General features: G+C 72.4%; 21 protein-coding genes. 13 read left to right on the top strand and 8 right to left on the bottom strand.

What is annotated here, in order from left to right; genetic code table 11:
* Window positions 1-249 precede the first annotated feature (249 nt).
* Both ACFWJ4_RS13525 and ACFWJ4_RS13520 read right to left on the bottom strand, forming a co-directional pair.
* On the bottom strand, window positions 250-1,899 hold the full coding sequence (locus ACFWJ4_RS13525; protein WP_380542957.1) for an alpha/beta hydrolase: 1,650 nt from the start codon (window positions 1,897-1,899) through the stop codon (window positions 250-252).
* A 73-nt stretch (window positions 1,900-1,972) separates the two neighbouring features.
* Window positions 1,973-2,728 (bottom strand): SDR family oxidoreductase, encoded by a 756-nt coding sequence (locus tag ACFWJ4_RS13520; protein ID WP_359911551.1) that lies wholly within the window; start codon window positions 2,726-2,728, stop codon window positions 1,973-1,975.
* Window positions 2,729-2,849: 121 nt separating this feature from the next.
* On the opposite strand from ACFWJ4_RS13520, the gene ACFWJ4_RS13515 reads away from it, so the two are divergent.
* From ACFWJ4_RS13515 to ACFWJ4_RS13480, 8 genes are all read left to right on the top strand, one after another.
* Window positions 2,850-4,439 carry a methylmalonyl-CoA mutase gene (locus ACFWJ4_RS13515; RefSeq protein WP_380542954.1) on the top strand — a complete coding sequence of 530 codons (1,590 nt, stop codon included), beginning with the start codon at window positions 2,850-2,852 and terminating at the stop codon, window positions 4,437-4,439.
* Window positions 4,440-4,652: 213 nt separating this feature from the next.
* Window positions 4,653-5,906, top strand: coding sequence for an amidohydrolase (locus tag ACFWJ4_RS13510; protein WP_380542951.1), 1,254 nt, complete (start codon window positions 4,653-4,655; stop codon window positions 5,904-5,906).
* A gap of 252 nt (window positions 5,907-6,158) precedes the next feature.
* Window positions 6,159-7,217, top strand: coding sequence for a BMP family protein (locus ACFWJ4_RS13505; protein WP_380542948.1), 1,059 nt, complete (start codon window positions 6,159-6,161; stop codon window positions 7,215-7,217).
* Between the two features lie 292 nt (window positions 7,218-7,509).
* Window positions 7,510-9,090 (top strand): ABC transporter ATP-binding protein, encoded by a 1,581-nt coding sequence (locus ACFWJ4_RS13500; protein ID WP_380350510.1) that lies wholly within the window; start codon window positions 7,510-7,512, stop codon window positions 9,088-9,090.
* Between the two features lie 3 nt (window positions 9,091-9,093).
* A complete protein-coding gene (locus ACFWJ4_RS13495; protein WP_359911540.1) occupies window positions 9,094-10,254 on the top strand; it encodes an ABC transporter permease in 1,161 nt (386 codons plus the stop codon).
* Window positions 10,251-11,516 carry an ABC transporter permease gene (locus ACFWJ4_RS13490; protein ID WP_380542945.1) on the top strand — a complete coding sequence of 422 codons (1,266 nt, stop codon included), beginning with the start codon at window positions 10,251-10,253 and terminating at the stop codon, window positions 11,514-11,516. Before ACFWJ4_RS13495 ends, ACFWJ4_RS13490 begins: the two co-directional genes overlap by 4 nt.
* Window positions 11,513-11,923: a cytidine deaminase gene (locus ACFWJ4_RS13485; RefSeq protein WP_359911534.1), complete on the top strand. Its 411-nt coding sequence runs from the start codon at window positions 11,513-11,515 to the stop codon at window positions 11,921-11,923. The genes ACFWJ4_RS13490 and ACFWJ4_RS13485 overlap by 4 nt, the downstream gene beginning before the upstream one ends.
* Before the next feature lie 114 nt (window positions 11,924-12,037).
* Window positions 12,038-13,315: a thymidine phosphorylase gene (locus ACFWJ4_RS13480; RefSeq protein WP_359911531.1), complete on the top strand. Its 1,278-nt coding sequence runs from the start codon at window positions 12,038-12,040 to the stop codon at window positions 13,313-13,315.
* 60 nt (window positions 13,316-13,375) lie between these two features.
* On the opposite strand, the gene ACFWJ4_RS13475 is transcribed toward ACFWJ4_RS13480, so the two are convergent.
* Both ACFWJ4_RS13475 and ACFWJ4_RS13470 read right to left on the bottom strand, forming a co-directional pair.
* Entirely contained in the window at window positions 13,376-13,669 is a 294-nt protein-coding gene (locus tag ACFWJ4_RS13475; protein WP_380542942.1) for a hypothetical protein, read from the bottom strand.
* Window positions 13,656-14,009, bottom strand: coding sequence for an AbrB/MazE/SpoVT family DNA-binding domain-containing protein (locus ACFWJ4_RS13470; protein ID WP_380542940.1), 354 nt, complete (start codon window positions 14,007-14,009; stop codon window positions 13,656-13,658). The genes ACFWJ4_RS13475 and ACFWJ4_RS13470 overlap by 14 nt, the downstream gene beginning before the upstream one ends.
* A 63-nt stretch (window positions 14,010-14,072) precedes the next feature.
* On the opposite strand from ACFWJ4_RS13470, the gene ACFWJ4_RS13465 reads away from it, so the two are divergent.
* Window positions 14,073-14,249 (top strand): hypothetical protein, encoded by a 177-nt coding sequence (locus tag ACFWJ4_RS13465; protein ID WP_380542937.1) that lies wholly within the window; start codon window positions 14,073-14,075, stop codon window positions 14,247-14,249.
* Between the two features lie 30 nt (window positions 14,250-14,279).
* Here the strand turns inward: ACFWJ4_RS13465 and ACFWJ4_RS13460 are convergent, their stop codons facing one another.
* Together ACFWJ4_RS13460 and ACFWJ4_RS13455 are read right to left on the bottom strand one after the other, a co-directional pair.
* A complete protein-coding gene (locus tag ACFWJ4_RS13460) occupies window positions 14,280-14,834 on the bottom strand; it encodes a Uma2 family endonuclease (protein ID WP_359911529.1) in 555 nt (184 codons plus the stop codon).
* Window positions 14,835-14,860: 26 nt separating this feature from the next.
* On the bottom strand, window positions 14,861-16,144 hold the full coding sequence (locus ACFWJ4_RS13455) for an MFS transporter (RefSeq protein WP_380542934.1): 1,284 nt from the start codon (window positions 16,142-16,144) through the stop codon (window positions 14,861-14,863).
* A 92-nt stretch (window positions 16,145-16,236) separates the two neighbouring features.
* Here ACFWJ4_RS13455 and ACFWJ4_RS13450 point away from each other — a divergent pair, with 92 nt between their 5' ends.
* The 3 genes from ACFWJ4_RS13450 to ACFWJ4_RS13440 all read left to right on the top strand — a co-directional run bounded on the left by ACFWJ4_RS13450 (window position 16,237) and on the right by ACFWJ4_RS13440 (window position 19,094).
* A complete protein-coding gene (locus ACFWJ4_RS13450) occupies window positions 16,237-17,205 on the top strand; it encodes a LysR family transcriptional regulator (protein WP_359911524.1) in 969 nt (322 codons plus the stop codon).
* A gap of 130 nt (window positions 17,206-17,335) precedes the next feature.
* A complete protein-coding gene (locus ACFWJ4_RS13445) occupies window positions 17,336-18,493 on the top strand; it encodes an adenosine deaminase (protein ID WP_380542931.1) in 1,158 nt (385 codons plus the stop codon).
* Between the two features lie 229 nt (window positions 18,494-18,722).
* Window positions 18,723-19,094: a hypothetical protein gene (locus ACFWJ4_RS13440; protein ID WP_380542928.1), complete on the top strand. Its 372-nt coding sequence runs from the start codon at window positions 18,723-18,725 to the stop codon at window positions 19,092-19,094.
* A 111-nt stretch (window positions 19,095-19,205) separates the two neighbouring features.
* Here ACFWJ4_RS13440 and ACFWJ4_RS13435 read toward each other — a convergent pair whose 3' ends face one another.
* Window positions 19,206-19,391, bottom strand: coding sequence for a PspC domain-containing protein (locus ACFWJ4_RS13435; RefSeq protein ID WP_359906026.1), 186 nt, complete (start codon window positions 19,389-19,391; stop codon window positions 19,206-19,208).
* Between the two features lie 348 nt (window positions 19,392-19,739).
* Here ACFWJ4_RS13435 and ACFWJ4_RS13430 point away from each other — a divergent pair, with 348 nt between their 5' ends.
* Window positions 19,740-21,131 (top strand): hypothetical protein, encoded by a 1,392-nt coding sequence (locus tag ACFWJ4_RS13430; RefSeq protein WP_380542926.1) that lies wholly within the window; start codon window positions 19,740-19,742, stop codon window positions 21,129-21,131.
* 78 nt (window positions 21,132-21,209) lie between these two features.
* Here the strand turns inward: ACFWJ4_RS13430 and ACFWJ4_RS13425 are convergent, their stop codons facing one another.
* Window positions 21,210-21,782: a hypothetical protein gene (locus ACFWJ4_RS13425; RefSeq protein WP_380542923.1), complete on the bottom strand. Its 573-nt coding sequence runs from the start codon at window positions 21,780-21,782 to the stop codon at window positions 21,210-21,212.
* Window positions 21,783-21,857: the final 75 nt, after the last annotated feature.

The following is a 21,857-nucleotide window of genomic DNA, read 5'->3' as shown; positions in this document are numbered from 1 at the left end:
TGCCGGTGGAGTGGGGTGGTGAACGGGTGGGATGGGGGCTGCCGAGGGGCGCGTTGGCGCCGGTCGACCTGCGCCTCAAAGGTAGTTGAGCGGTCATCAGTTGGGGAGGGCGCGCGCCGAATTCATCCGGACGAGCTATCAAGTTGTGACGTTGACACCTGCGCGTCAGCGCCCTCCCCGTGTCCTGCCGCCGGCCGCGGCGCCGCCGTCCACCGAGGACCCGGGCCGGTCCGGTCCGGCCCGCGGGACTCAGTCGCAGCGGGTGCCCGGGGCCGGCATCGTGCCCTCGGTCAGGTAGGCCTCCATGGCCCGGTCGATGCAGGCGTTGCCCTTCCCGAAGGCGCCGTGCCCCTCGCCGACCCGGGTGAGCAGGGTGGCGTTGGCGAAGCCCTTGGCCAGCGCCTCGGCCGAGGCGTACGGGGTGGCCGGGTCGCCGGTGCTGCCGACCACCAGGATCGGCGCGCTGCCCTCGGCCCGGACGGTGTGCGGCGTCTCCTGCGTCCTGAACGGCCAGTAGGCGCAGCCGGCCTCGCTGAAGTCGTCCACCGTGACGCCCCTGGACATCAGCGGCGCCTCGGCGAGCAGCCGGTCCACGGCGGCCCTGGCGTGCTCGGGGGTGGGCGCGGGGCGGGCGGCGTCGGCGCAGCCGATCGCGTTGTTGGCCTCGTCCACCGGGCTGTAGTGGCCGTCCGCGTCCCGGCCGTTGTAGTCGTCGGCGAAGGCCAGCAGGTAGTCGCCCTTGTCGCGCACCATCGCCCAGCCGAGGGCGGCGCGCAGGTACTTCCAGGCGGTCGTCTCGTCGCCGTAGAGGAGCGAGATGGTGCCGGTCCAGGCCTGGTCGCGGCCGAGCTTGCGGCCGTCCTTGGTGGTCAGCGGGTGGTCGTACAGCCCGTCGAGGAAGTCGGCGGCCTTCTTCGCGGCCTTGGTGCCGTCCTTGCCGAGCGGGCACTCGTCGGCGTGGTTCTCCACGCAGTCGGCGGCGAAGCGCTCGAAGGACTTCTCGAAGCCGACCTGCTGGTCGACCCCGTGGTCCAGCCGGTCCTGGCCGGGGTCGACCGCGCCGTCCAGGATCAGCCGGCCGGTGTTCTTCGGGAACTCCTCGGCGTAGAGCGCGCCGAGGTACGTCCCGTAGGAGATGCCGAGGTAGTTGAGCTGCTTGTCGCCGACCGCGGCGCGCAGCACGTCCAGGTCGCGGGCGGTGTTGCGGGTGCCGACGAAGGGCAGCAGCCTGCCGGACCTGGCCTGGCAGGCGGCGGCGTGCTCGGTGGCCTGCTTGACGTGCTCGGCCTTGCGGACGGCCGGGTCGAGGGAGGCGTCCGTCTGGTTGACGGCGTCGTGCTGCTTGTCGTCGTAGCAGACGACCGGGGAGCTGTCGCCGGTGCCGCGGGGGTCGAAGCCGATCACGTCGAAGCGGTCGTGCAGGGTGCCGGCGAACTGCTTGGCGCCGTACTTGACCATCCCGACGCCGGATTCGCCGGGGCCGCCGGGGTTGACCATCAGCGAGCCGATCCGCTGGTCCGGCTTGGCGGCCGGGTACTTGACCAGCGCGAGGTCGAGCGCGTCGGTGGCGGGGGCGGCGTAGTCCAGCGGGACGTGCAGCGTGCCGCACCGCAGGCCGGATATGTCGATCTTGGCCTTCTCGGCCTGGGCGTCGGCCGGGCAGTCGGCCCAGGTGATCTGCTGGCCGTAGAAGGGCTTGAGTGCCGGGTCGGCCTCGCCGGTGGGCCTGGGCGTCGGTGTCGGGGTGGCCGTGGGGGTGGTGGCGGCGGGCGCGGTGGTGCCCGCGGCCCGGTCCTGGGCCGGCGCGGCGGTGTCGTCGCAGGCGGAGGCGAGGAGCAGGGTGCCTGCCGCCAGCGCGGTCAGCAGGACCCGTGGGCGGGCGGCCCGGAAGGTTCTCATCGCACGTGTGTACCACCGGGGGGTGACGTGTTCGATCTTGGCCCCTGCTCCGGGGCCGCCCGCCGGGCCGGGCTCAGGCGCGGTGGACCTTGTGGTTGGCGGCCTGCGCCCGGGGGCGGACCACCAGCAGGTCGATGTTCACGTGCGAGGGCCGGGTGACCGCCCACGCCACGGTGTCCGCGATGTCCTCCGAGGTGAGCGGTTCGGCCACGCCCGCGTACACGGCGGCGGCCTTCTCCTCGTCGCCGCGGAAGCGGGTTACCGCGAAGCCCTCGGACTTCACCATGCCGGGCGCGATCTCGATCACCCGGATCGGCTCCCCGCACAGCTCCAGCCGCAGCGTGGCGGCGATGGTGTGCGCGGCGTGCTTGGCGGCGACGTACCCGCCGCCGCCCTCGTACGCGGCCAGCGCGGCGGTCGAGGAGAGCACCAGCACCGTGCCGTCGCCGGTGGCCCGCAGGGCCGGCAGCAGGGCCTGCGTCACGTGCAGCACGCCGAGCACGTTCACCTCGTACATGGCCCGCCAGTCGGCCGGGTCCCCGTGCTCGACGCTCTCCGCGCCGATCGCGCCGCCGGCGTTGTTCACCAGGACGTCCACCCGGCCGACCGCGGCGGCGAAGGCGTCCACCGCGGCCCGGTCGGTGACGTCCAGGGTGACCGCGCGGGCCGAACCGCCCCGGGCGGCGATCTCCTCGGCCAGCGCCTCGACGCGGTCGGTGCGCCGGGCGGTCAGCACCACGTCGAAGCCCTCGGCGGCCAGCCGGCGGGCGGTCGCCGCGCCGATTCCGCTGCTGGCACCGGTGACCACGGCCACCTTCTGCTCGGTCATTGCCACTCCCTGGGGCTCATCGGTCGTTCACCCGATCATCTCAACCGCGTCGCCGCCGCGGCGGGCCGGTCAGGCCCTACATTGCGAGGACCCGCTCCCCAGCTCCGGAGGAGGCACCCCCATGACAGCCGAACCGCGCCGCGCCGAGTCGGGTTTCGCGATCGAGCCGCTGTACGGTCCCGAGTCCCTGGCCGGCCGGGAGGCCGGCGCCCGGCTGGGCCGGCCGGGGGAGTACCCCTACACCCGGGGCGTCTATCCGACGATGTACACCGGCCGCCCCTGGACGATGCGCCAGTACGCGGGCTTCGGCACCGCCGCCGAGTCCAACGCCCGCTACCGGCAGCTGATCGCGGGCGGCGGCACCGGACTCTCGGTCGCCTTCGACCTGCCCACCCAGATGGGCTACGACTCGGACGCGCCGCTCGCCGCCGGGGAGGTCGGCAAGGTGGGCGTCGCCGTGGACGGCGTCGAGGACATGGCGGTGCTGTTCGACGGCATCCCGCTCGGCGGGGTGTCCACCTCGATGACCATCAACGCGCCCGCCGCCCTGCTCCTGCTTCTCTACCAACTGGTCGGCGAGGCCCAGGGGGTGGCGCCGGCGGCGCTCACCGGCACGGTCCAGAACGACGTGCTGAAGGAGTACATCGCCCGCGGCACCTACATCTTCCCGCCGCAGCCCTCGCTGCGGCTGGTCGCCGACGTGTTCCGGTACTGCCGGGCCGAGATCCCGCGCTGGAACACCATCTCCATCTCCGGGTACCACATGGCCGAGGCCGGGGCCGACCCCGCGCAGGAGATCGCCTTCACGCTGGCCAACGGCATCGCCTACGTCCGCACCGCGATCGCCGCCGGGATGGCCGTGGACGACTTCGCCCCCCGGCTCTCGTTCTTCTTCGTGGCCCGCACGACACTGCTGGAGGAAGTAGCCAAGTTCCGTGCGGCACGCAGGATTTGGGCCAGAATCATGCGCGACGTGTTCGGCGCCCGGAACCCGCGCTCGCAGATGCTGCGCTTCCACACCCAGACCGCCGGAGTGCAGCTCACGGCCCAGCAGCCCGAGGTCAACCTGGCCCGGGTCACCGTGCAGGCGCTCGCCGCGGTGTTCGGCGGCACCCAGTCGCTGCACACGAACAGCTACGACGAGGCGATCGCGCTGCCCACCGAGAAGGCCGCCCGGCTCGCCCTGCGCACCCAGCAGGTGCTCGCGTACGAGACCGACGTGACCGCCACCGTCGACCCGTTCGCCGGCTCCTACGCCGTCGAGTCGCTCACCGACGAGGTGGAGGCCGCGGCGCGGTCGCTGATGGACCGGATCGAGGAGCAGGGCGGCGCGGTGGCCGCGATCGAACGGGGCTACCAGAAGGGCGAGATCGAGCGCACCGCCTACCGGCTCCAGCAGGAGACCGACTCCGGGGAGCGGACGGTGGTCGGGGTCAACCGCTTCCGGTCGGACACGGAGGAGCCCTACCAGCCGCTGCGGGTGGACCCGGCGATCGAGGAGCGGCAGGCGCGGCGGCTGGCCCGGCTGCGGGCCGAGCGCTCCGCCGGCGCCGTCACCCGGGGGCTGGACGCGCTGCGCCGCACCGCCGAGGGGACGGGGAACGTGCTGTACCCGATGAAGGAGGCGCTGGCCGCCCGGGCCACCGTCGGCGAGGTGTGCGACGCGCTGCGCGGAGTGTGGGGGACGTACTCCCCGGTGGAGCGCTTCTGACGTTCTGCTGAACGGCCGTCAACCCGTCGGTGTCATCGGGGAAGTGGCGGGCCGTGACCGTCGGCCGGGGTGGTCGTTGCACAGGGCACGCAACCCGGGGAAGGCGGCTGAAACAAGATGTCATACCCACGTGTCCGGCCGGTATGCACCCATCCGGGGACTAGTTTTCCGGAAGTCGGGCCAAATCCCCCCAACAGGCCTACGATTGGCGAGATGAACCGTCCTGAGCCCGCTCAGCCGGGCACCACTCTCGCCGTCCCACGCCCCGCCGCCGATCTGCGCGACCGGGTCCGGGCGCTGGAGCCCGAGCTGATCGCCTTCCGTCGTGATCTGCACCGGCACCCGGAGCTGGGCCGCCAGGAGTTCCGAACCACCGGGCTGCTGCGCGACCGGCTGGCGGCCGCCGGGCTCGAACCCCGGGTGCTGCCCGGCGGCACCGGCATGCTCGTCGACATCGTCCCGCCCGGCACCGCTCCGGGAACGGAGTTCCTGGCCTTCCGCGCCGACATCGACGCGCTGCCGATCGACGACGCCAAGACCGACGTGCCGTACCGCTCCACCGTCCCCGGCCGGGCCCACGCCTGCGGCCACGACGTGCACACCTCGGTGGTGCTCGGCACCGGCCTGGTGCTGGCCGAGGCCGCCCGTGCCGGCGAGCTGCACCGTCCCGTCAGGCTGGTGTTCCAGCCCGCCGAGGAGGTCATGCCGGGCGGCGCGCTGGACGTCATCAAGGCCGGCGGGATGGCGGGTGTCGGGCGGATCTTCGCGGTGCACTGCGACCCGAAGGTGGAGGTCGGCCGGATCGCCCTGCGGGTCGGGGCGATCACCTCGGCCTGCGACCGCCTGGTGCTGCACCTGGACGGCCCCGGCGGGCACACCGCCCGTCCGCACCTGACCACGGACCTGGTCACCGCGGTCGCCAGGACGGCCGCCGACCTCCCGGGGGCGCTGGCCCGCCGGATGGACCCGCGCTGGGGCGTCAGCCTGGTCTGGGGGCGGATCGCCTCCGGCTCCGCGCCCAACGTCATCCCGCAGCACGCCGAGCTGGAGGGCACCGTCCGCTGCCTGGAGCTGGACGGCTGGCGGGAGGCGCCGGACCTGCTGCACGAGCTGATCGCCAAGCTGTCCGAGACCCACCGGGCCAAGTGGACGCTGGACTACCACCGCGGGGTGCCGCCGGTGGTGAACGAGGCGGTCTCGGTCGCCCTGCTGGACGGGGCGATGCATGCCCGGTTCGGCGGGGACGGCGCCGTGGTGGTGGAGGGCACCGAGCAGAGCCTGGGCGGCGAGGACTTCTCCTGGTACCTGGAGCACGCCCCGGGCGCGCTGGCCCGGCTCGGCGTCCGCGCCCCCGGCGATGCCACGGTCCGGGACCTGCACCAGGGCCGGTTCGACGTGGACGAGCGGGCGATCGGCATCGGCGTGGAACTGTTCTCGGCGCTGGCCCTGGAGGCGGACGGCAGCTGACGGCAGGTCCGGGGGCGGTGCGGCCGGAGCGAAGCGGAACGGCCGGATCCGGGGTCCCGTCGGGGTTACGTAAACTGACCGAACCGACCTCGGATCACCGTCCGCGCGGGGGATAGAGCCCCGGGGAGAACATCAGACCACGGTTTGATAACAACCCGTATGCTCCGGCACCCCGTAACACAACCGTGTTCTACGCGCGTTACGGTGGCGTCCGACCACGCCAAACGGTTGCGTGTAGAAGGAGATATCCCCTTGCGCCGTTCAATGAAGCTCGCCGCGGTTGTGCTCTCGGGTTCCCTGGGCATGGCCTCGCTCGCCGCTTGCGGCGCAAAGAGCACCGACTCCTCCTCTTCCGGCTCGGGCGACGGTTCGCTCAAGGTCGGCATGGCCTACGACATCGGCGGCCGCGGCGACCAGTCGTTCAACGACTCCGCCGCCCGTGGCCTCGACAGGGCCAAGTCCGAGCTGGGCGTCGGCGTGACCGAGGCCGAGGCCAAGCAGGGCGAGGCCGAGGCCGACAAGGAGACCCGTCTCAAGAACCTGATCGACGCGGGTTACAAGACGATCATCGCGGTCGGCTTCGTCTACCAGCCGGCGGTCAACAAGATCGCCAAGGACAACCCGACGGTCAAGTTCGCGATCATCGACTCGAACGACAAGGACCAGCCGGCCAACGTCACCTCGCTGCTCTTCGCCGAGCAGGAGGGCTCGTACCTGGCCGGTGTCGCCGCCGCGAACAAGTCGAAGGCCAAGCACGTCGGCTTCATCGGCGGTGTGCAGTCCGAGCTGATCAAGAAGTTCGAGGCCGGTTACACGGCGGGTGTGAAGTCCGTCGACCCGAACATCACGGTCGAGACCACCTACCTGACCACCCCGCCGGACTTCACCGGCTTCGCCTCGCCCGACAAGGGCAAGGAGGCCGCCCAGGGCCAGCTCGACAAGGGCGCGGACGTCATCTACACCGCCGCCGGCTCCTCCGGCAACGGCGCCATCGAGGCCGTCGCCAACAAGTCGGGCGCCCTGGCCATCGGTGTCGACTCCGACCAGGCCAGCCAGCCGGCCCTGGCGAAGTACAAGAACAGCATCCTGACCTCGATGGTCAAGAACGTCGACACCGCGGTGTTCTCGTACATCCAGTCGGTCAAGCAGGGCCAGAGCCCGACCGGCGTCAAGCTGTTCGACCTGAAGGCCGAGGGCGTCTCGCTCGCCATCACCGGCGGCAAGATCGACGACATCCAGGACAAGCTGAAGGTCGCCTCCGACGCGATCAAGTCCGGCGCCACCACCATTCCGACCGCGCCGGTCAAGTAAGCACCGCGCGTCCCGGACGCCGCAGAGCCCGCCGCCTGCCCGGCAGGGCGACGCATCCACACAGTTCACGGGAGGGGCCCGGCAGGGTGCGCTCAACGCGTACCCCCGGGCCCCGTTCCGTCTCTCCGTTCCCCCTTGGCCCTCCGAGCGCAACGACGCGCCTCCAGACCACCAGGAGACCGCCATCACCGCATCCGACCCCGTCCCCCTGCGCAAGGACGGCACCCCCAGCGCGGGGACGGCGACACCGGCCGTCGAACTGCGCGGCATCACCAAGCGCTTCCCGGGTGTCGTGGCCAACCACGACATCAACCTCACCGTCCGCACCGGGACCGTGCACGCCCTGATGGGTGAGAACGGCGCCGGCAAGTCGACGCTGATGAAGATCCTCTACGGCATGCAGAAGCCGGACGAGGGCACCATCGCGATCAACGGCGAGCCGTGCGAGTTCAACACCCCCGGCGACGCCATCTCCCGCGGCGTCGGCATGGTGCACCAGCACTTCATGCTCGCCGACAACCTCACGGTGTGGGAGAACGTCGTCCTCGGCGGCGAGAAGCTCCACGGCATCGGTGCCAGGGCGAAGGCGAAGATCAAGGAGATCTCCGACCAGTACGGCCTGGGCGTGCGCCCGGACGTCCTGGTCGAGGACCTCGGCGTCGCCGACCGCCAGCGCGTCGAGATCCTCAAGGTGCTGTACCGCGGCGCCAAGATCCTGATCCTCGACGAACCCACGGCCGTGCTCGTCCCGCAGGAGGTCGACGCGCTGTTCGACAACCTGCGCGAGCTCAAGTCCGAGGGCGTCACCGTCATCTTCATCTCGCACAAGCTGCACGAGGTGCTCGCGGTGGCCGACGCGATCAGCGTCATCCGGCGCGGCACCACGGTCGGCGACGCCGACCCGAAGGCCGTCACCGCCCGGCAGCTCGCCGAGCTGATGGTCGGCGCCGAGCTGCCCTCCCCGGAGAGCCGTGAGTCGACCGTCACCGACGCCGTGATGCTCGACGTCGAGGGCCTGCGGATCGCCAAGACCGACGCCGAGGGCATCGAGCGCGTCGTCCTCGACGACATCTCGCTGCGCATCCACAAGGGCGAGATCCTCGGCATCGCCGGTGTCGAGGGCAACGGCCAGGCCGAGCTGGTCGAGGCCGTCATGGGGATGCTGCCGCTGAACGCCGGCACCGTCACGCTGGACGGCAAGGACCTCTCCGGCACCCTGACCCGGGCCCGCCGCGAGGCCGGCATCGGCTACATCCCCGAGGACCGCCACAAGCACGGCCTGCTGCTGGAGGCCCCGCTCTGGGAGAACCGCATCCTCGGCCACGTCACCGAGGCGCCCAACTCCAAGGGCGTGCTGCTCGACCCGGCCGCCGCCCGCACGGACACCTGGCGGATCGTCGAGGAGTACGACGTCCGCACTCCCGGCATCGAGGTCACCGCGGCCTCGCTCTCCGGCGGCAACCAGCAGAAGCTGATCATCGGCCGCGAGATGAGCCACCAGCCCAAGCTGCTGATCGCCGCCCACCCCACCCGCGGTGTGGACGTCGGCGCGCAGGCGCAGATCTGGGAACACATCCGGGTCGCCCAGCGGGCCGGCCTGGCCGTCCTGCTGATCTCCGCAGACCTGGACGAGCTGATCGGCCTGTCCGACACCATCCGGGTCATCTACCGCGGCCGCCTGGTCGCCGACGCCGACCCGGCCACCGTCACCGCCGAGGACCTCGGCACCGCGATGACCGGTGCCGCCAGCGGCCACCTGGAGTCCGAGCCGGAGGCCGTCGCCGAGGCTCAGGCCGTCGCGGCCGAGGGCACCGAGGCCGAGGCCGGGCACCAGCCCACCGACACCGCCGACGACCCGCAGGCGGGGGAGTAACCCATGACCAGTCCCAACCCCGCCGCCGCGAAGCCCGGCCTGGCCCAGCGGTTCAGCGGTGAGCGGATCGTGCTCGCGCTGGCGGCGCCGGTGCTCGCGGTCCTGCTCTCCATCGCGATCTGCTCCGTCCTGCTGGCGACTTCGGGCAAGAACCCGTTCGACGCCTGGAACGTGATGATCACGTACGCCGGCAAGTCGGACGGCCAGGTGGGCATCCTCAACCGGTCCACCACCTACTACCTGGCCGCCGCGGCCGCCGCGTTCGGGTTCCGGATGAACCTGTTCAACATCGGCGTCGAGGGCCAGTACAAGGTCGCGGCACTGTTCGCGGCCTTCGTCGGCGCCAAGGTGGACCTGCCGGCCTTCATCCAGATCCCGCTGCTGCTGGTCACGGCCATGCTGGTCGGCGGTCTGTACGCGAGCATCGCCGGTCTGCTGAAGGTCTACCGCGGCGTCAGCGAGGTCATCTCGACCATCATGCTGAACTCGATCGCGACCGCGATCATCGGTCTGCTGCTCGTCCCCGGCATCTTCGCGCCGAAGACCAGCGGCACCACCAACTCGATCCAGACCGAGCCGATCTCGCAGTCCAGCCACTTCTTCTCGCTGGAGACGGCCGGCGGAACGCTCTGGGGCTTCATCTTCGTCGCGGCCCTGGTCGGAGTGGTCTTCCAGTTCGTGCTGACCCGCACCCGCTTCGGCTTCGACCTGCGCGCCACCGGCCGCTCGGAGTCCGCGGCGACCGCCTCCGGCGTGAACGTCAAGCGCATGGTGGTCATCTCGATGGTGGTCTCCGGAGCCATCGCCGGTCTGATCGGCCTGCCGGAGCTGCTGCAGAACTCGTACTACTTCGGCCAGAGCTTCCAGCCCGGTCTGGGCTTCCTGGGCATCTCGATCGCCCTGCTCGGCCGGAACAGCCCGATCGGCATGGCCTTCGCGGCGCTGCTGTTCGCCTTCCTGGACGTCACCGGCTCGGTGCTGCCGCTCCAGGGCGGCTTCCCGTTCGAGATCGTCGACGTCATGAAGGGCACCATCGTCATCTGCGTCGTCGTCGCGTACGAGCTGGTGCGCCGCTACGGCCTGAAGCGTCAGCAGCAGAAGGTCGGCGCCCAGCTCGCCGCCCAGGCTGCCGCGAACAGTGAGAAGAAGGAGGTGTCCGCATGAGCACGGCAACGGCTGCCCGTCCGAAGGCGTCGGGCGCACCCGCGAAGAAGCGCAAGCTGTCCTGGCCGGTCGTCCTGCTCCTGATCGCGGGCGCCCTGGTGCTGTTCTCCGCCGTGGGCCTGGCCACCGGCAACCACTCGCTGACCTCCTCCGGGCAGGTCACCGCCGCGCTCGGCGCCGCCGTGCCGATCGGCATGGCCGGTCTGGGCGGTCTCTGGTCCGAGCGGGCCGGTGTGGTCAACATCGGTCTCGAAGGCATGATGGTCGCCGGCACCTTCTGCGGCGCCTGGGCGGGCTACCTGGTCAACCCGTGGGTCGGCCTGCTGGCCGGCATGCTGGGCGGGGCGGTCGGCGGCCTGCTGCACGCGGTCGTCACGGTCACCTTCGGCGTCGACCACATCGTCTCCGGCGTCGGCATCAACCTGCTGATCCCCGGCATCTGCGCGTACGTCAACCGGATCTACTACAAGGACTACGTCTCGGTCGGTGCCGGCCAGAACCAGTCCCCGCCGGCGGACCCGCTGCCGTACATCACCGTCCCGGGCCTGTCCTCCGGGCTGAAGAGCATCGAGAGCCACCACTGGTTCTTCGTCTCGGACGTCGCGGGCGTGCTCGGCGGCCTGGTCACCAACATCTCGGTGGTGGTGCTGCTGGCCGGCGCGCTGATCGTGGTCAGCTACTTCGTGCTCTGGCGCACGGTGTTCGGCCTGCGGCTGCGCTCCTGCGGTGAGAACCCCACCGCCGCCGAGTCGCTGGGCGTCAACGTCTACAAGTACAAGTACCTCGCGGTCATCGCCTCCGGCGCCTTCGCCGGCCTCGGCGGGGCGTACCTCTCGCTGGTCGCGGCGCACTTCTACAAGGACGGCCAGACCCTCGGCCGCGGCTTCATCGGCCTCGCTGCGATGATCTTCGGCAACTGGATGCCCGGCGGCCTCGCCATGGGCGCCGGTCTGTTCGGCTTCACCGACAGCCTCCAGCTGCGCGACCCGGAGTCGGTGCACGTGCTGATCCTGATCGTCGGCATCGCGATGATCCTGTTCGCGCTCTGGCAGCTGTACCGCCGCAAGTACACCGCGACGGTGGTCTCCTTCGTGGTGGCCGGCGGCCTGATCGCCTGGTACTCGCTGACCGACGAGGTGCAGCGCCCGCTGATCGTCGCCACGCCGTACCTGATCACCCTGGTGGTGCTCTCGCTGGCCTCGCAGCGCCTGCGGATGCCCAAGGCGGACGGCCAGATCTACCGCAAGGGCCAGGGCAAGTGACCACCCCCGCGCCTGCGGCGCCGCCCGCGATCGACTGGGAGCTGCTGCGCGCGGCGGCGCGCGAGGCCATGGGCCGCGCGTACGCGCCGTACAGCAGGTTCCCGGTCGGCGCGGCCGCCCTGGTGGACGACGGCAGGGTGGTCACCGGCTGCAACGTCGAGAACGCCTCGTACGGGCTCGGGCTGTGCGCCGAGTGCGGGCTGGTGTCCGCGCTGCACTCCTCCGGCGGCGGCCGGCTGGTCGCCTTCACCTGCGTGGACGGCGCCGGCGAGCTGCTGATGCCGTGCGGGCGCTGCCGCCAACTGCTGTACGAGCACGGCGGGCCGGGGCTGCTGGTCGAACTGGCCTCGGGCGTGAAGCCGATGAGCGAGGTCCTTCCCGACGCGTTCGGACCGGAGCGGCTCTAAGGGCCCGGTTGGCCCTAGCCGCAGCAATTGTTACGCGCGTAGAGTGTCGCGAGTGGGCCGGAACCCGGTCATCTCGCGACACTCTTCGCTTTTGAAACCCCTCTTGGAGCACGCATGGACGCCATCTCCGTCATCAGGACCAAGCGCGATCGCGGAGAGCTGAGCGACGCTCAGATCGACTGGGTCATCGACGCCTACACCCGCGGTGAGGTCGCCGACGAGCAGATGTCCGCGCTGGCGATGGCGATCCTGCTGAACGGGATGAAGCCGCGCGAGATCAGCCGCTGGACCGACGCCATGATCCGCTCCGGCGTCCGGATGGACTTCTCCTCGCTGCCGCTGCCCACCAGCGACAAGCACTCCACCGGCGGCGTCGGCGACAAGATCACCCTGCCGCTCGCCCCGCTGGTCGCCGCCTGCGGCGCCGCCGTCCCGCAGCTGTCCGGCCGCGGCCTCGGCCACACCGGCGGCACCCTGGACAAGCTGGAGTCCATCCCCGGCTGGCGCGCCCTGCTCTCCAACGAGGAGATGATGGACGTGCTGGGCTCCGCCGGCGCGGTGATCTGCGCGGCGGGCGACGGCCTCGCGCCGGCCGACAAGAAGCTGTACGCGCTGCGCGACGTCACCGGCACCGTCGAGGCCATCCCGCTGATCGCCTCCTCGATCATGTCGAAGAAGATCGCCGAGGGCACCGGCGCGCTGGTCCTGGACGTCAAGGTCGGCTCCGGCGCGTTCATGAAGAACCTGGACGACGCCCGCGAACTCGCCCGCACCATGGTCGGCCTGGGCACCACCGCGGGGGTCAACACCGTCGCGCTGCTCACCGACATGTCCACCCCGCTCGGCCTCACCGCGGGCAACGCGCTGGAGGTCCGGGAGTCCCTGGAGGTGCTCGCGGGCGGCGGCCCGGCCGACGTCGTCGAGCTGACCCTCGCGCTCGCCCGCGAGATGCTCGCCGCGGCCGGCGTGCAGGGCAAGGACCCGGCCGACGCGCTGCGCGACGGCTCCGCGATGGACCACTGGCGCCGCATGATCGCCGCCCAGGGCGGCGACGTCGACGCCCCGCTCCCGGTCGCCCGCGAGCAGCACGTCATCCCGGCGCCCGCCTCCGGCGTGCTCACCGCCCTGGACGCCTACGCGATCGGCGTCTGCGCCTGGCGCCTGGGCGCCGGCCGCGCCCGCAAGGAGGACCCGGTCCAGGCCGGCGCCGGCGTCGAGATGCACGCCAAGCCCGGCGACACCGTGGTGGCCGGCCAGCCCCTGCTGACCCTGCACACCGACACCCCGGAGCGCTTCGACTACGCCGTCGAGGCCCTGGCCGGCGGCATCGAGGTCGCCCCGGCGGGCACGGCCTTCACCCCGAACCCGATCGTCCTCGACCGCATCGCCTGAGGGCGGTCGTGAACGGGCCGCCCACCCGTGCACCGGTGGGCGGCCCGGCGTTTTCCCCGATCAGGGGCGGCCGAAGATGTCGTGGGTGCCGATCCGGCGCCAGACGATGTGCGGCTCGCTGTCCTGGACCGGGGTTCCGTAGCTGAAGGTCGCCCGGCCGTCCGGGGCCCAGGTCATCTCCCAGATGTCGGGATGGCCCTGCATCTTCTTCACCCGCAGGCCTCGGCGGAAGCCCTGTCCGGCTCGGAGGTCGGTGACGAACTGGGTCACCGCGACCAGGAACGCGGCCTTCTGCGCGGCGGTCAGGCCCTTCCAGTCGCGCAGGAAGTGAGCCAGAGACTCATACGTCGGCACGGCGCTTGATCTCCCCCAGGTCGAGGCCGGCCTCGTCGGCGAGTGACTGGAGGAAGGCGTCCCCGTCCTGGAACACCTCGCCCCGCTCGCCCGCGGCGATCGCCTCGTCGACCTCCTGCTCCTTCTCCTGCCAGGAGCCGTTCCAGAACCACGCCTGGTCGTCCGGGATGACCGAGGCCGGGGTCAGCACGATGCGGCCGTCCTCCACTGCGACGACCAGCTGGTCGCCCTCCTGGAGGTCCAGCTGCTCTCTTATCTCCTGCGGAATGGTGACCACGCCCTTCTTCCGCACGGGCGTGGACACCAGGTGGGGGCGTCGGCGGCGCTTGAGGTCTGCCATGGGGAAAGTCTACCTGGCGGAAAGTCTGCCCAGCTGCCCCGTTCGGCGGGCCGCGTGGGCCCGGTGGGTGGCGTAGAGGGTGACGGCGGCAGCCCGGCCGACGTCGTCGAGCTGGCCCTGCACACCGACACCCCGGAGCGCTTCGACTACGCCGTCGAGGCCCTGGCCGGCGGCATCGAGGTCGCCCCGGCGGGCACGGCCTTCACCCCGAACCCGATCGTCCTCGACCGCATCGCCTGAGGGTCCTGAGGTCTGCTCACGTACGCCGGATCAGGCGTACGTGAGCAGACCGCTGGTGTCGAGCGTCCAGGGGCCGACGGCGATCCTGTCGCCGAAGACGAACTTCTCCCGGGCCTCGTAGCCGGGTTCCGAGTGCACGATGCCCGTGCCCGTGCGGGGATCGACGAGCAGGTAGAACGGAATCCCCATGGCCGAGTAGTCGCGGACCTTGTCGTGGTAGTCGTTCTCGGGGTTCGACTTGGAGACGACTTCCACGACGAGCAGCACCTCGTGCGGGAGGACCGCCCGCTGCTCGCCCTCCAGGGTCGCCTCGGGGAACACCATCAGGTCCGGGTTGCGCAGTTGGCCGAGCCCCGCGTCCTGGAGATCCGCACCGTGATACGCGATGTGACCGGGGTGGGTGGCCGACAACTGGGCGTTGATCTGTCGGGAGAGGCGCAGCACGGCGAGTTCGTGACGCTTCACGGGCGACATCATCATGACGATCTGGCCGTCGGCGATCTCGATCTTCCCTATCCCCGGCACCTTCGGCAGCTGATCCGCGATCTCGAGCAGCCTGGCGTACACAGCAGGATCGATGCTCATGTTCCGGAGTGTATCCGCGGCGGCTGTCAAGCGTTCGCGACCGTTCGGCGGGCCGCGTGGGCCCGGTGGGTGGCGTAGAGGGTGACGGCGGCGGCGAGGGTCATGGCGGCGAGCCCGACGGTGGCGGCGCCGGGCCAGCCGGCGGAGTGGTAGGCGTCGGCACCGAGGGTGCCGCCGAGGCTGTTGCCGAGGTAGTAGGCGATCAGGTACAGGGCGGAGGCCTGGGCGCGGCCCTCGGTGGCGGTGCGGCCGACCGAGGAGGAGGCGGTGGCGTGGCCGGCGAAGAAGCCGGCGGTGATCAGGACCAGGCCGAGCAGGGCGCAGACCAGGGACTCGGCGAGGGAGAGCAGCAGGCCGGCCGCGGTCACGCCGATGGAGACGTAGAGGGCGCCGCGCCGGCCGAGGCGGCCGGAGAGCCGGCCGGCCGCGGCGGAGGTGCCGGTGCCGACCAGGTAGACCACGAAGATCGAGGCGGCGATCGACTCCGGCAGGTGGAACGGCGCGGAGATCAGCCGGTAGCCGACGGTGTTGTAGACCGCGCCGAACACGGCCATGAACAGCATCCCGAGCGCGTACAGCCGCACCAGCAGCGGGTTGCGCAGGTGCCGTCCGACGGTCCGGGCGAGCGCGCGGGCGTCCACCGGGGCGGGGGTGAAGTGCCGGGCCGCGGGGATCAGCAGCCGGAAGGCGAGCGCGGCGAGCAGGGCGAGGACGGCGGAGGCGGCGAGGCCCCAGCGCCAGCCGAGTCCGGCGGCGGTCCAGCCGGAGAGCAGCCGGCCGCCCATTCCGCCGATGCTGTTGCCGGCCACGTACAGGCCCATCGCGGAGGGCAGCGCACTGGGGTGGACCTCCTCGGCGAGGTAGGCCATGGCGGTGGCGGGGAGCCCGGCGAGGGCGGCGCCCTGGAGGACCCGCAGGGTGACGAGGGCGGTGAGGTCCGGGGCGAAGGGCAGGGCGAGCGCGAGGGCGGAGGCGGCGAGGGTGGAGGCCGTCATCACCGCGGTGCGGCCGTACTTGTCGGAGAGCGCGCTGGCCGGGAGCAGCCCGAGGGCGAGGCCGAGGGTGGCGGCGGAGGCCGTCCAGCTGGCCTGGCCGGGGGTGAGGTCGAGGTCGGCCGAGAGGATCGGCAGCAGGCCCTGGGTGGAGTAGAGCAGGACGAAGGTCGCGACCCCGGCGGCGAAGAGGGCGAGGTTGGCGCGGCGGAAGTCGCGCTGGCCGGGGCGGTGGCGGTCGTCCGCGGTGACGGCGGAGGGGGCGGTGGCGGGGGCATCCGGGGTGGTCACGGATGCCCCGGTATCGGCGGGCTGCATGTCGTCGACCGTAGGCCTGGCGCCGTTGATGCGTCCAATGCATGAAGCGTGGATGATCGATGCACTGGTGTATGAGTCGAGGTGGTGGCGCGATGTCCGGTCCGGAGTCGGCGGACGGTGGCGAGCAGCGGTACCGGGTGGCCGAGTTGGGCCCGCGGGAGCCGGCGGTGCTGCTGGCGCCCCGGCTGGCCCGGTTCGCGGCGGTGGCCCGGCTGGAACACGTGACCCAGGCGGCCGCGCTGCTCGGGGTGCCGCAGCCGACGCTGTCGCGCTCGGTGGCCCGGCTGGAGGAGGAGCTGGGGGTGGATCTGCTGGCCCGTCAGGGCCGTACGGTGCAGCTGACCCGGGCGGGCCGGCTGCTGCTGGCCTCGGTGGAGCGGGCGCTGGCCGAGGTCGAGCGCGGTGCGGCGGCGGCCCGGGCGGAGGCGGACCCGGAGGCGGGCCTGGTGGCCTTCGGCTTCCTGCACACGATGGGGCCGGACGCGGTGCCGGCGCTGCTGCGCGGCTTCCGCGCGGCGCACCCGCGGGTGCGGTTCCAGCTGGTGCAGGACTACGGCGCGGCGATGCTGGAGCGGCTGCGGGCCGGGGAGTTGGACCTCTGTCTGGTCGCGCCGCTGCCGGAGGACCCGGCGTTCGCCGCCCGCCCGCTGGACGAGCAGCGGCTGCACCTGGTCGTCCCGGCGGACCACCGGCTGGCCGGGCGGCGGCGGATCCGGCTGGCGGAGGTGGCCGAGGAGCCGTTCGTCGGACTGGAGCAGGGGTACGGGCTGCGCGCGATCACGGACGGCTTCTGCGCGCAGGCCGGGTTCGTCCCCCGGCTGGCGTTCGAGGGGGAGGAGGCGGAGACGCTGCGCGGGCTGGTGGCGGCCGGGCTGGGGGTGGCGCTGCTGCCGCCGGCCCTGGTGCCGCGACCGGGGGTGGTGGAGCTGGAGGTGACGGCGCCGCGCACCCGCCGGGCGATCGGGCTGGCCTGGGCGGCGGGGCGGCCGCTGACCCCGCCGGCGCGGACCTTCCGGGACTTCGTGCTGTCCCGGCGGGGGCGGCTGCTGCAGCACGACTGACGCCCGCTCGGCGGCGGTCCGGCGTTTTGGCGGATCGTATGGACCGGGCGGTGGAATTCCGCGTGGAGTTTGGACCATCCGGTGGTGTTCGCGGTGGTCGGTCTACGCGCGTAGGGGCTATATTTCCGCAATGGAACAGCAGATCCCCGTCACCACCGCGGGCACCGGCCCGCGCATCCCCACCGCCGACCAGATCCGCCGCGCGCCGAAGGTCCTCCTGCACGACCACCTGGACGGCGGGCTGCGCCCGGAGACCGTGGTCGAGCTGGCCGCCGCCTGCGGCTACCAGGGCCTGCCCACCACCGACGCCAAGGAACTCGGCGAGTGGTTCCGCGAGGCCGCCGACTCCGGCTCGCTGGTCCGCTACCTGGAGACCTTCGCGCACACCTGCGCCGTGATGCAGACCCGTGAGGCGCTGATCAAGGTCGCCGCGGACTGCGCCGAGGACCTGGCCGCCGACGGCGTCGTGTACGCCGAGGTCCGCTACGCCCCCGAGCAGCACCTGGAGGCCGGGCTGAGCCTCGACGAGGTCGTCGAGGCCGTCCAGGAGGGCTTCCGCCTCGGCGAGGCCAACGCCCGCGCAGCCGGCCACCGGATCCGCATCGGCACCCTGATCACCGCGATGCGGCACGCAGCCCGCTCGCAGGAGATCGCCGAACTGGCCAACCGCCACCGGGACTCGGGCGTCGTCGGCTTCGACATCGCCGGTGCCGAGGCCGGCTACCCGCCCACCCGCCACCAGGCCGCCTTCGACTACCTCAAGGGCGAGAACAACCACTTCACCATCCACGCGGGCGAGGCCTTCGGCCTGCCGTCGATCTGGGAGGCCCTGCAGTGCTGCGGCGCCGACCGGCTCGGCCACGGCGTGCGGATCGTCGACGACATCACGGTCGGCGAGGACGGCACGGTCGAGCTCGGCCGGCTGGCCGCGTACGTGCGCGACAAGCGCATCCCGCTGGAGATGTGCCCGACCTCCAACATCCAGACCGGCGCCGCGGCCTCGTACGCCGAGCACCCGATCGGGCTGCTCAGCCGGCTGAAGTTCCGGGTCACCGTGAACACCGACAACCGGCTGATGAGCGGCACCAGCATGAGCCGGGAGTTCGGCCACGTGGTGGAGGCCTTCGGCTACACCCTGGGCGACCTGGAGTGGTTCACCGTGAACGCGATGAAGTCCGCGTTCCTGCCCTTCGACGAGCGGCTGGCGATGATCAGCGACGTGATCAAGCCGGGCTACGCCGAGCTGAAGGCGGAGTGGCTGTTCAGCGTGGGCGCCGGCGGCAACTGAGCCGCCGGGGCGGTGCCCCGGGCCCGCCGGGTCGGATGAACGCCGTGTTCCCGCACGAGAGTTGGCGTTCATCCGACTACTCACTCGGGTGAGTGAACGCCCTTTGGTTCCCGGGTGACCGGCTCACTACGGTGTGCCCGTCATTGCCGATACGGCTCGGCGGCGGTCGCCCGTCCGTCGGTCCCGTGCGTGAAGTCGGCCACCGACGAGGACCCAAAGGGGACCCACCATGAAGCAGGCTCTCAAGGCCGCGGGCACCGCGGCGCTCGGCATCGCCATCGCGGCGGTCGGCGCCGGTACCGCCTCCGCGGCCGACGGCCAGGCGGCCGGCGGCCTCGGGCTGCCCACCGGCGCGCTGACGAACCCGGCGGTGACCGGTGCGGTCACCGACACCGCCGCCAAGCTGCCCGCCGCCGGCAAGGTGACCGAGACGCTGGGCACCCTCGCCCCGAGCGTGGGCAAGGCCGTCCCGGCCGGGGAGACCCCGCTGGCCGGCGTCACCCAGCAGCGTGCCGCCCTCCCGACCGTCCCGGGCCTGGACAAGACCCCGATCGGCGCGCTGACCAGCACCCTGCCGGCCCTCCCCGGCCTGACCGGCTGAAGTCCGGGGCGCGCCCGACCGGCACGCCCCGGCCCACGGCACGGCGACGGGCCGCCCACCCCGGGATACACCGGGGCGGGCGGCCCGTCGCCGTCCGCCGGGCCGCCGGGCTCACGGCTCCTGGGGGAGCAGCAGCCAGAGGGCCAGGTAGAGGAGGAACTGGGGGCCGGGCAGCAGGCAGGAGAACAGGAAGATCAGCCGGACGGTCCACGGGGTCAGGCCGAAGCGTTCGGCGATCCCGGCGCAGACGCCGGCGATGACGCGGTTGTGGCGGGGACGGGCGAGGCGCGCGGTCATGGTCTTCTCCGTGTGGTGGCGGCCCGGTCCGGCCGGTCCGGCGGGCTGCTTCCATACTCTGTCGCCGGCGGCCCCCGGTCCTCCGTCCGGCAGGTGATTCTCCGCCCCGAAGGGTTACCGGGTAGGCGTAGCCGGACGTCGGGGTAGCCCTCAGGGTGACCCCGAGGGCCGAGGGCCGGAACGTGCGCCCGGGCCCGTCCGAAGGGGCCCGGCCGGCTCGGTAGGATGCTGCCGATCGCAGTCGGCCGGGGGGCGGACGAAGAGCCCGACTTCGTTGTGGAACAACCTCTCGCGCAAGCGATTTCACGTCCTGATGGGTTCTGTCCCGCATTCTCTCGTGAGGTTGAATTGCGCATTCGGCATCGCAGATTCCTGACCGCGACCGCCGCCGTCACGCTGGCCTCCGGCCTGGCGGCCGTCGAGGGCCCGGCCGTCCTCGCCGCGCCGCAGGCCGTCGCGGTGGTCCCGGGCACCCGGACCCGTCCCTCGCCGGTCACGATCACCTTCGGGGGTCTTCCCGGCACCGTCACGGCGGGTGGCGCGGCGGTGGAGTTCACCGCGACGCTCCGGAACACCGCCGACCACCGGCTGGACGTCCCTTCCTCGTTCTTCGGCCTCGCGGACACCGGCGCCGGCGCCGACGCCGGGCAGGGCCACTTCAGGCTGGAGTACCGGTCGCCCGGCGCCGCCCAGTGGCAGGACGCCAGGGTGAACGCCGCGGGGGCCGGCGCCCGCTGGGCGCTCGACCAGCCCGCCGTGCTGTCGCTGGCGGCCGGCGCCGAGGCCGTCTACCGGCTGCGGCTCACCGTCACCGCCGACGCCCCTGCCGGGCGGGTGACGCCGGGCTTCGACTCCGTGGTCTCGGACCCGGCCCTGCCGCCGGAGCAGCGCACCACCGGTGCGGAGAGCGGCCACCCGGACCTGGTCGTCGCCCCGGCGGCGGCGCCGACCACCGTGCCGACCACGGCACCGGCCACCCCGGCGGCCACCGTGGAGGTCGGGTTCGAGGGCGTGCCCACCTCGTTCACGGTGGGCGGGGAGGCGAAGCCGTTCACGCTGGTCCTCACCAACCGGAGCGGCAAGGACCTGCGGGTCGTGCCCGCGGCCGTGTTCCAGGGGGCGGCCGAACTCCCTTCGAGCACCGTCAAGTTCGAGTTCCGTGCCGTCGACGGGCAGTGGCGGGAGGCCACCTTGGCCGACAGCCCGGGGCACCCGGCCTGGCTGTGCCTCGGGCTGCGGACCGGGGACCGGGACGCCGACGTCATCGCGCTGGCGAAGGGCGGGAGCCGCACCGTCGAGGTCCGGCTGGCCTTCACCAGGGACGCCCCGATCCTGTTCGAGTCCCTGGTCGCCGTCGCGGACACCCTGCCGGAGCCGGGCGAGAGCGCGGCCGAGGCGGTCGGCGCCGCGGCCGACTTCATCACCGTGTCCGCGACGGGTCCCACCGCCAGGGCCGCTCCGGCGTTCCAGGAACCCGCCCCGGGCCCGGAGGCGCCGGAGCCGTCCGCCGCCCCGGTCGTCCCGGCGGCGGCCCCGCCGATGGCGCCGAGTCCGGCGACGGGCGGCTCGCGGGCGGTGGCCGCCCCGGCCGCCGACACCCGGCTGGCCTCCACCGGTGGCGGCACGGCCGCGGAGCCGATGGCGATCACCGGGGTGACCGCGATCGCCATGGGTGTCGGCACCCTGGTGGTGGCGCGGCGCCGCAACCGGGTGCGGGGCGGTGCCGGGAACCGGCCCTGACGTGCCGGAAGGCCCGTCCGCCCCCGCTGTCGTGCGGGGACGGACGGGCCTTCCGGTGTGTACGGGCCGGTGGTGCGGTCAGCCGACCGGGTTCTGCGGCGGCTGCGGCTGCGCGTACGGGTTGTCCGCCACCGGCTGCGGGGGGACGCCCGGCTGGTACGGCGCGCCGCCCTGCGGCGGGGCGGGCGGAGCGGCCTGCGGCGCGACCGGGGGAACCGGGGCGCCGGCCGGCGGCGGGACGGGCGCGCCCGGCTGCTGGGCGTACGGGGCCTGCGGGGCGTTCGGGTTGAACGGGGCCTGCGGGGCGTTGGGGTTGAACGGCGCGTTCGGGTTGAACGCGGCGGCCGCCTGGGCGGACTGCTGCTGCTTGGCGTTGCCGCGTTCGACGAGCGCCTTCACCGAGGCGACGATCATGCCGACCGGCAGGATGAACACCTTGAAGAAGATGTAGTAGGTGCCGCCCTCGAAGACGAACGCCAGGTAGTAGGCGTACCCGAGGAAGCCGAGGCCGAGGACGACGTTGAGGACGCGCAGGCCGACCTTCAGCCCGCCGGCGGCGGCCCCGAGGGCCACCATGATGACGCCGCTGAGCGCCAGCAGTACGACGTACCAGGAGAAGAGCGGTTCGGCGCTGAAGTCCAGATTGTTCAAAGCGGTTTCCTGGGGAAGGGAAGAAGAAAAACGGCAGGCGCCGTTCGGGGACGAGAGCGCACAGTACTAAAGGCG

This window comes from Kitasatospora sp. NPDC127067, from assembly GCF_042724755.1.
Lineage (GTDB): Bacteria > Actinomycetota > Actinomycetes > Streptomycetales > Streptomycetaceae > Kitasatospora > Kitasatospora lactacystinica.
This window is presented reverse-complemented; position numbering and strand designations above follow the sequence as displayed.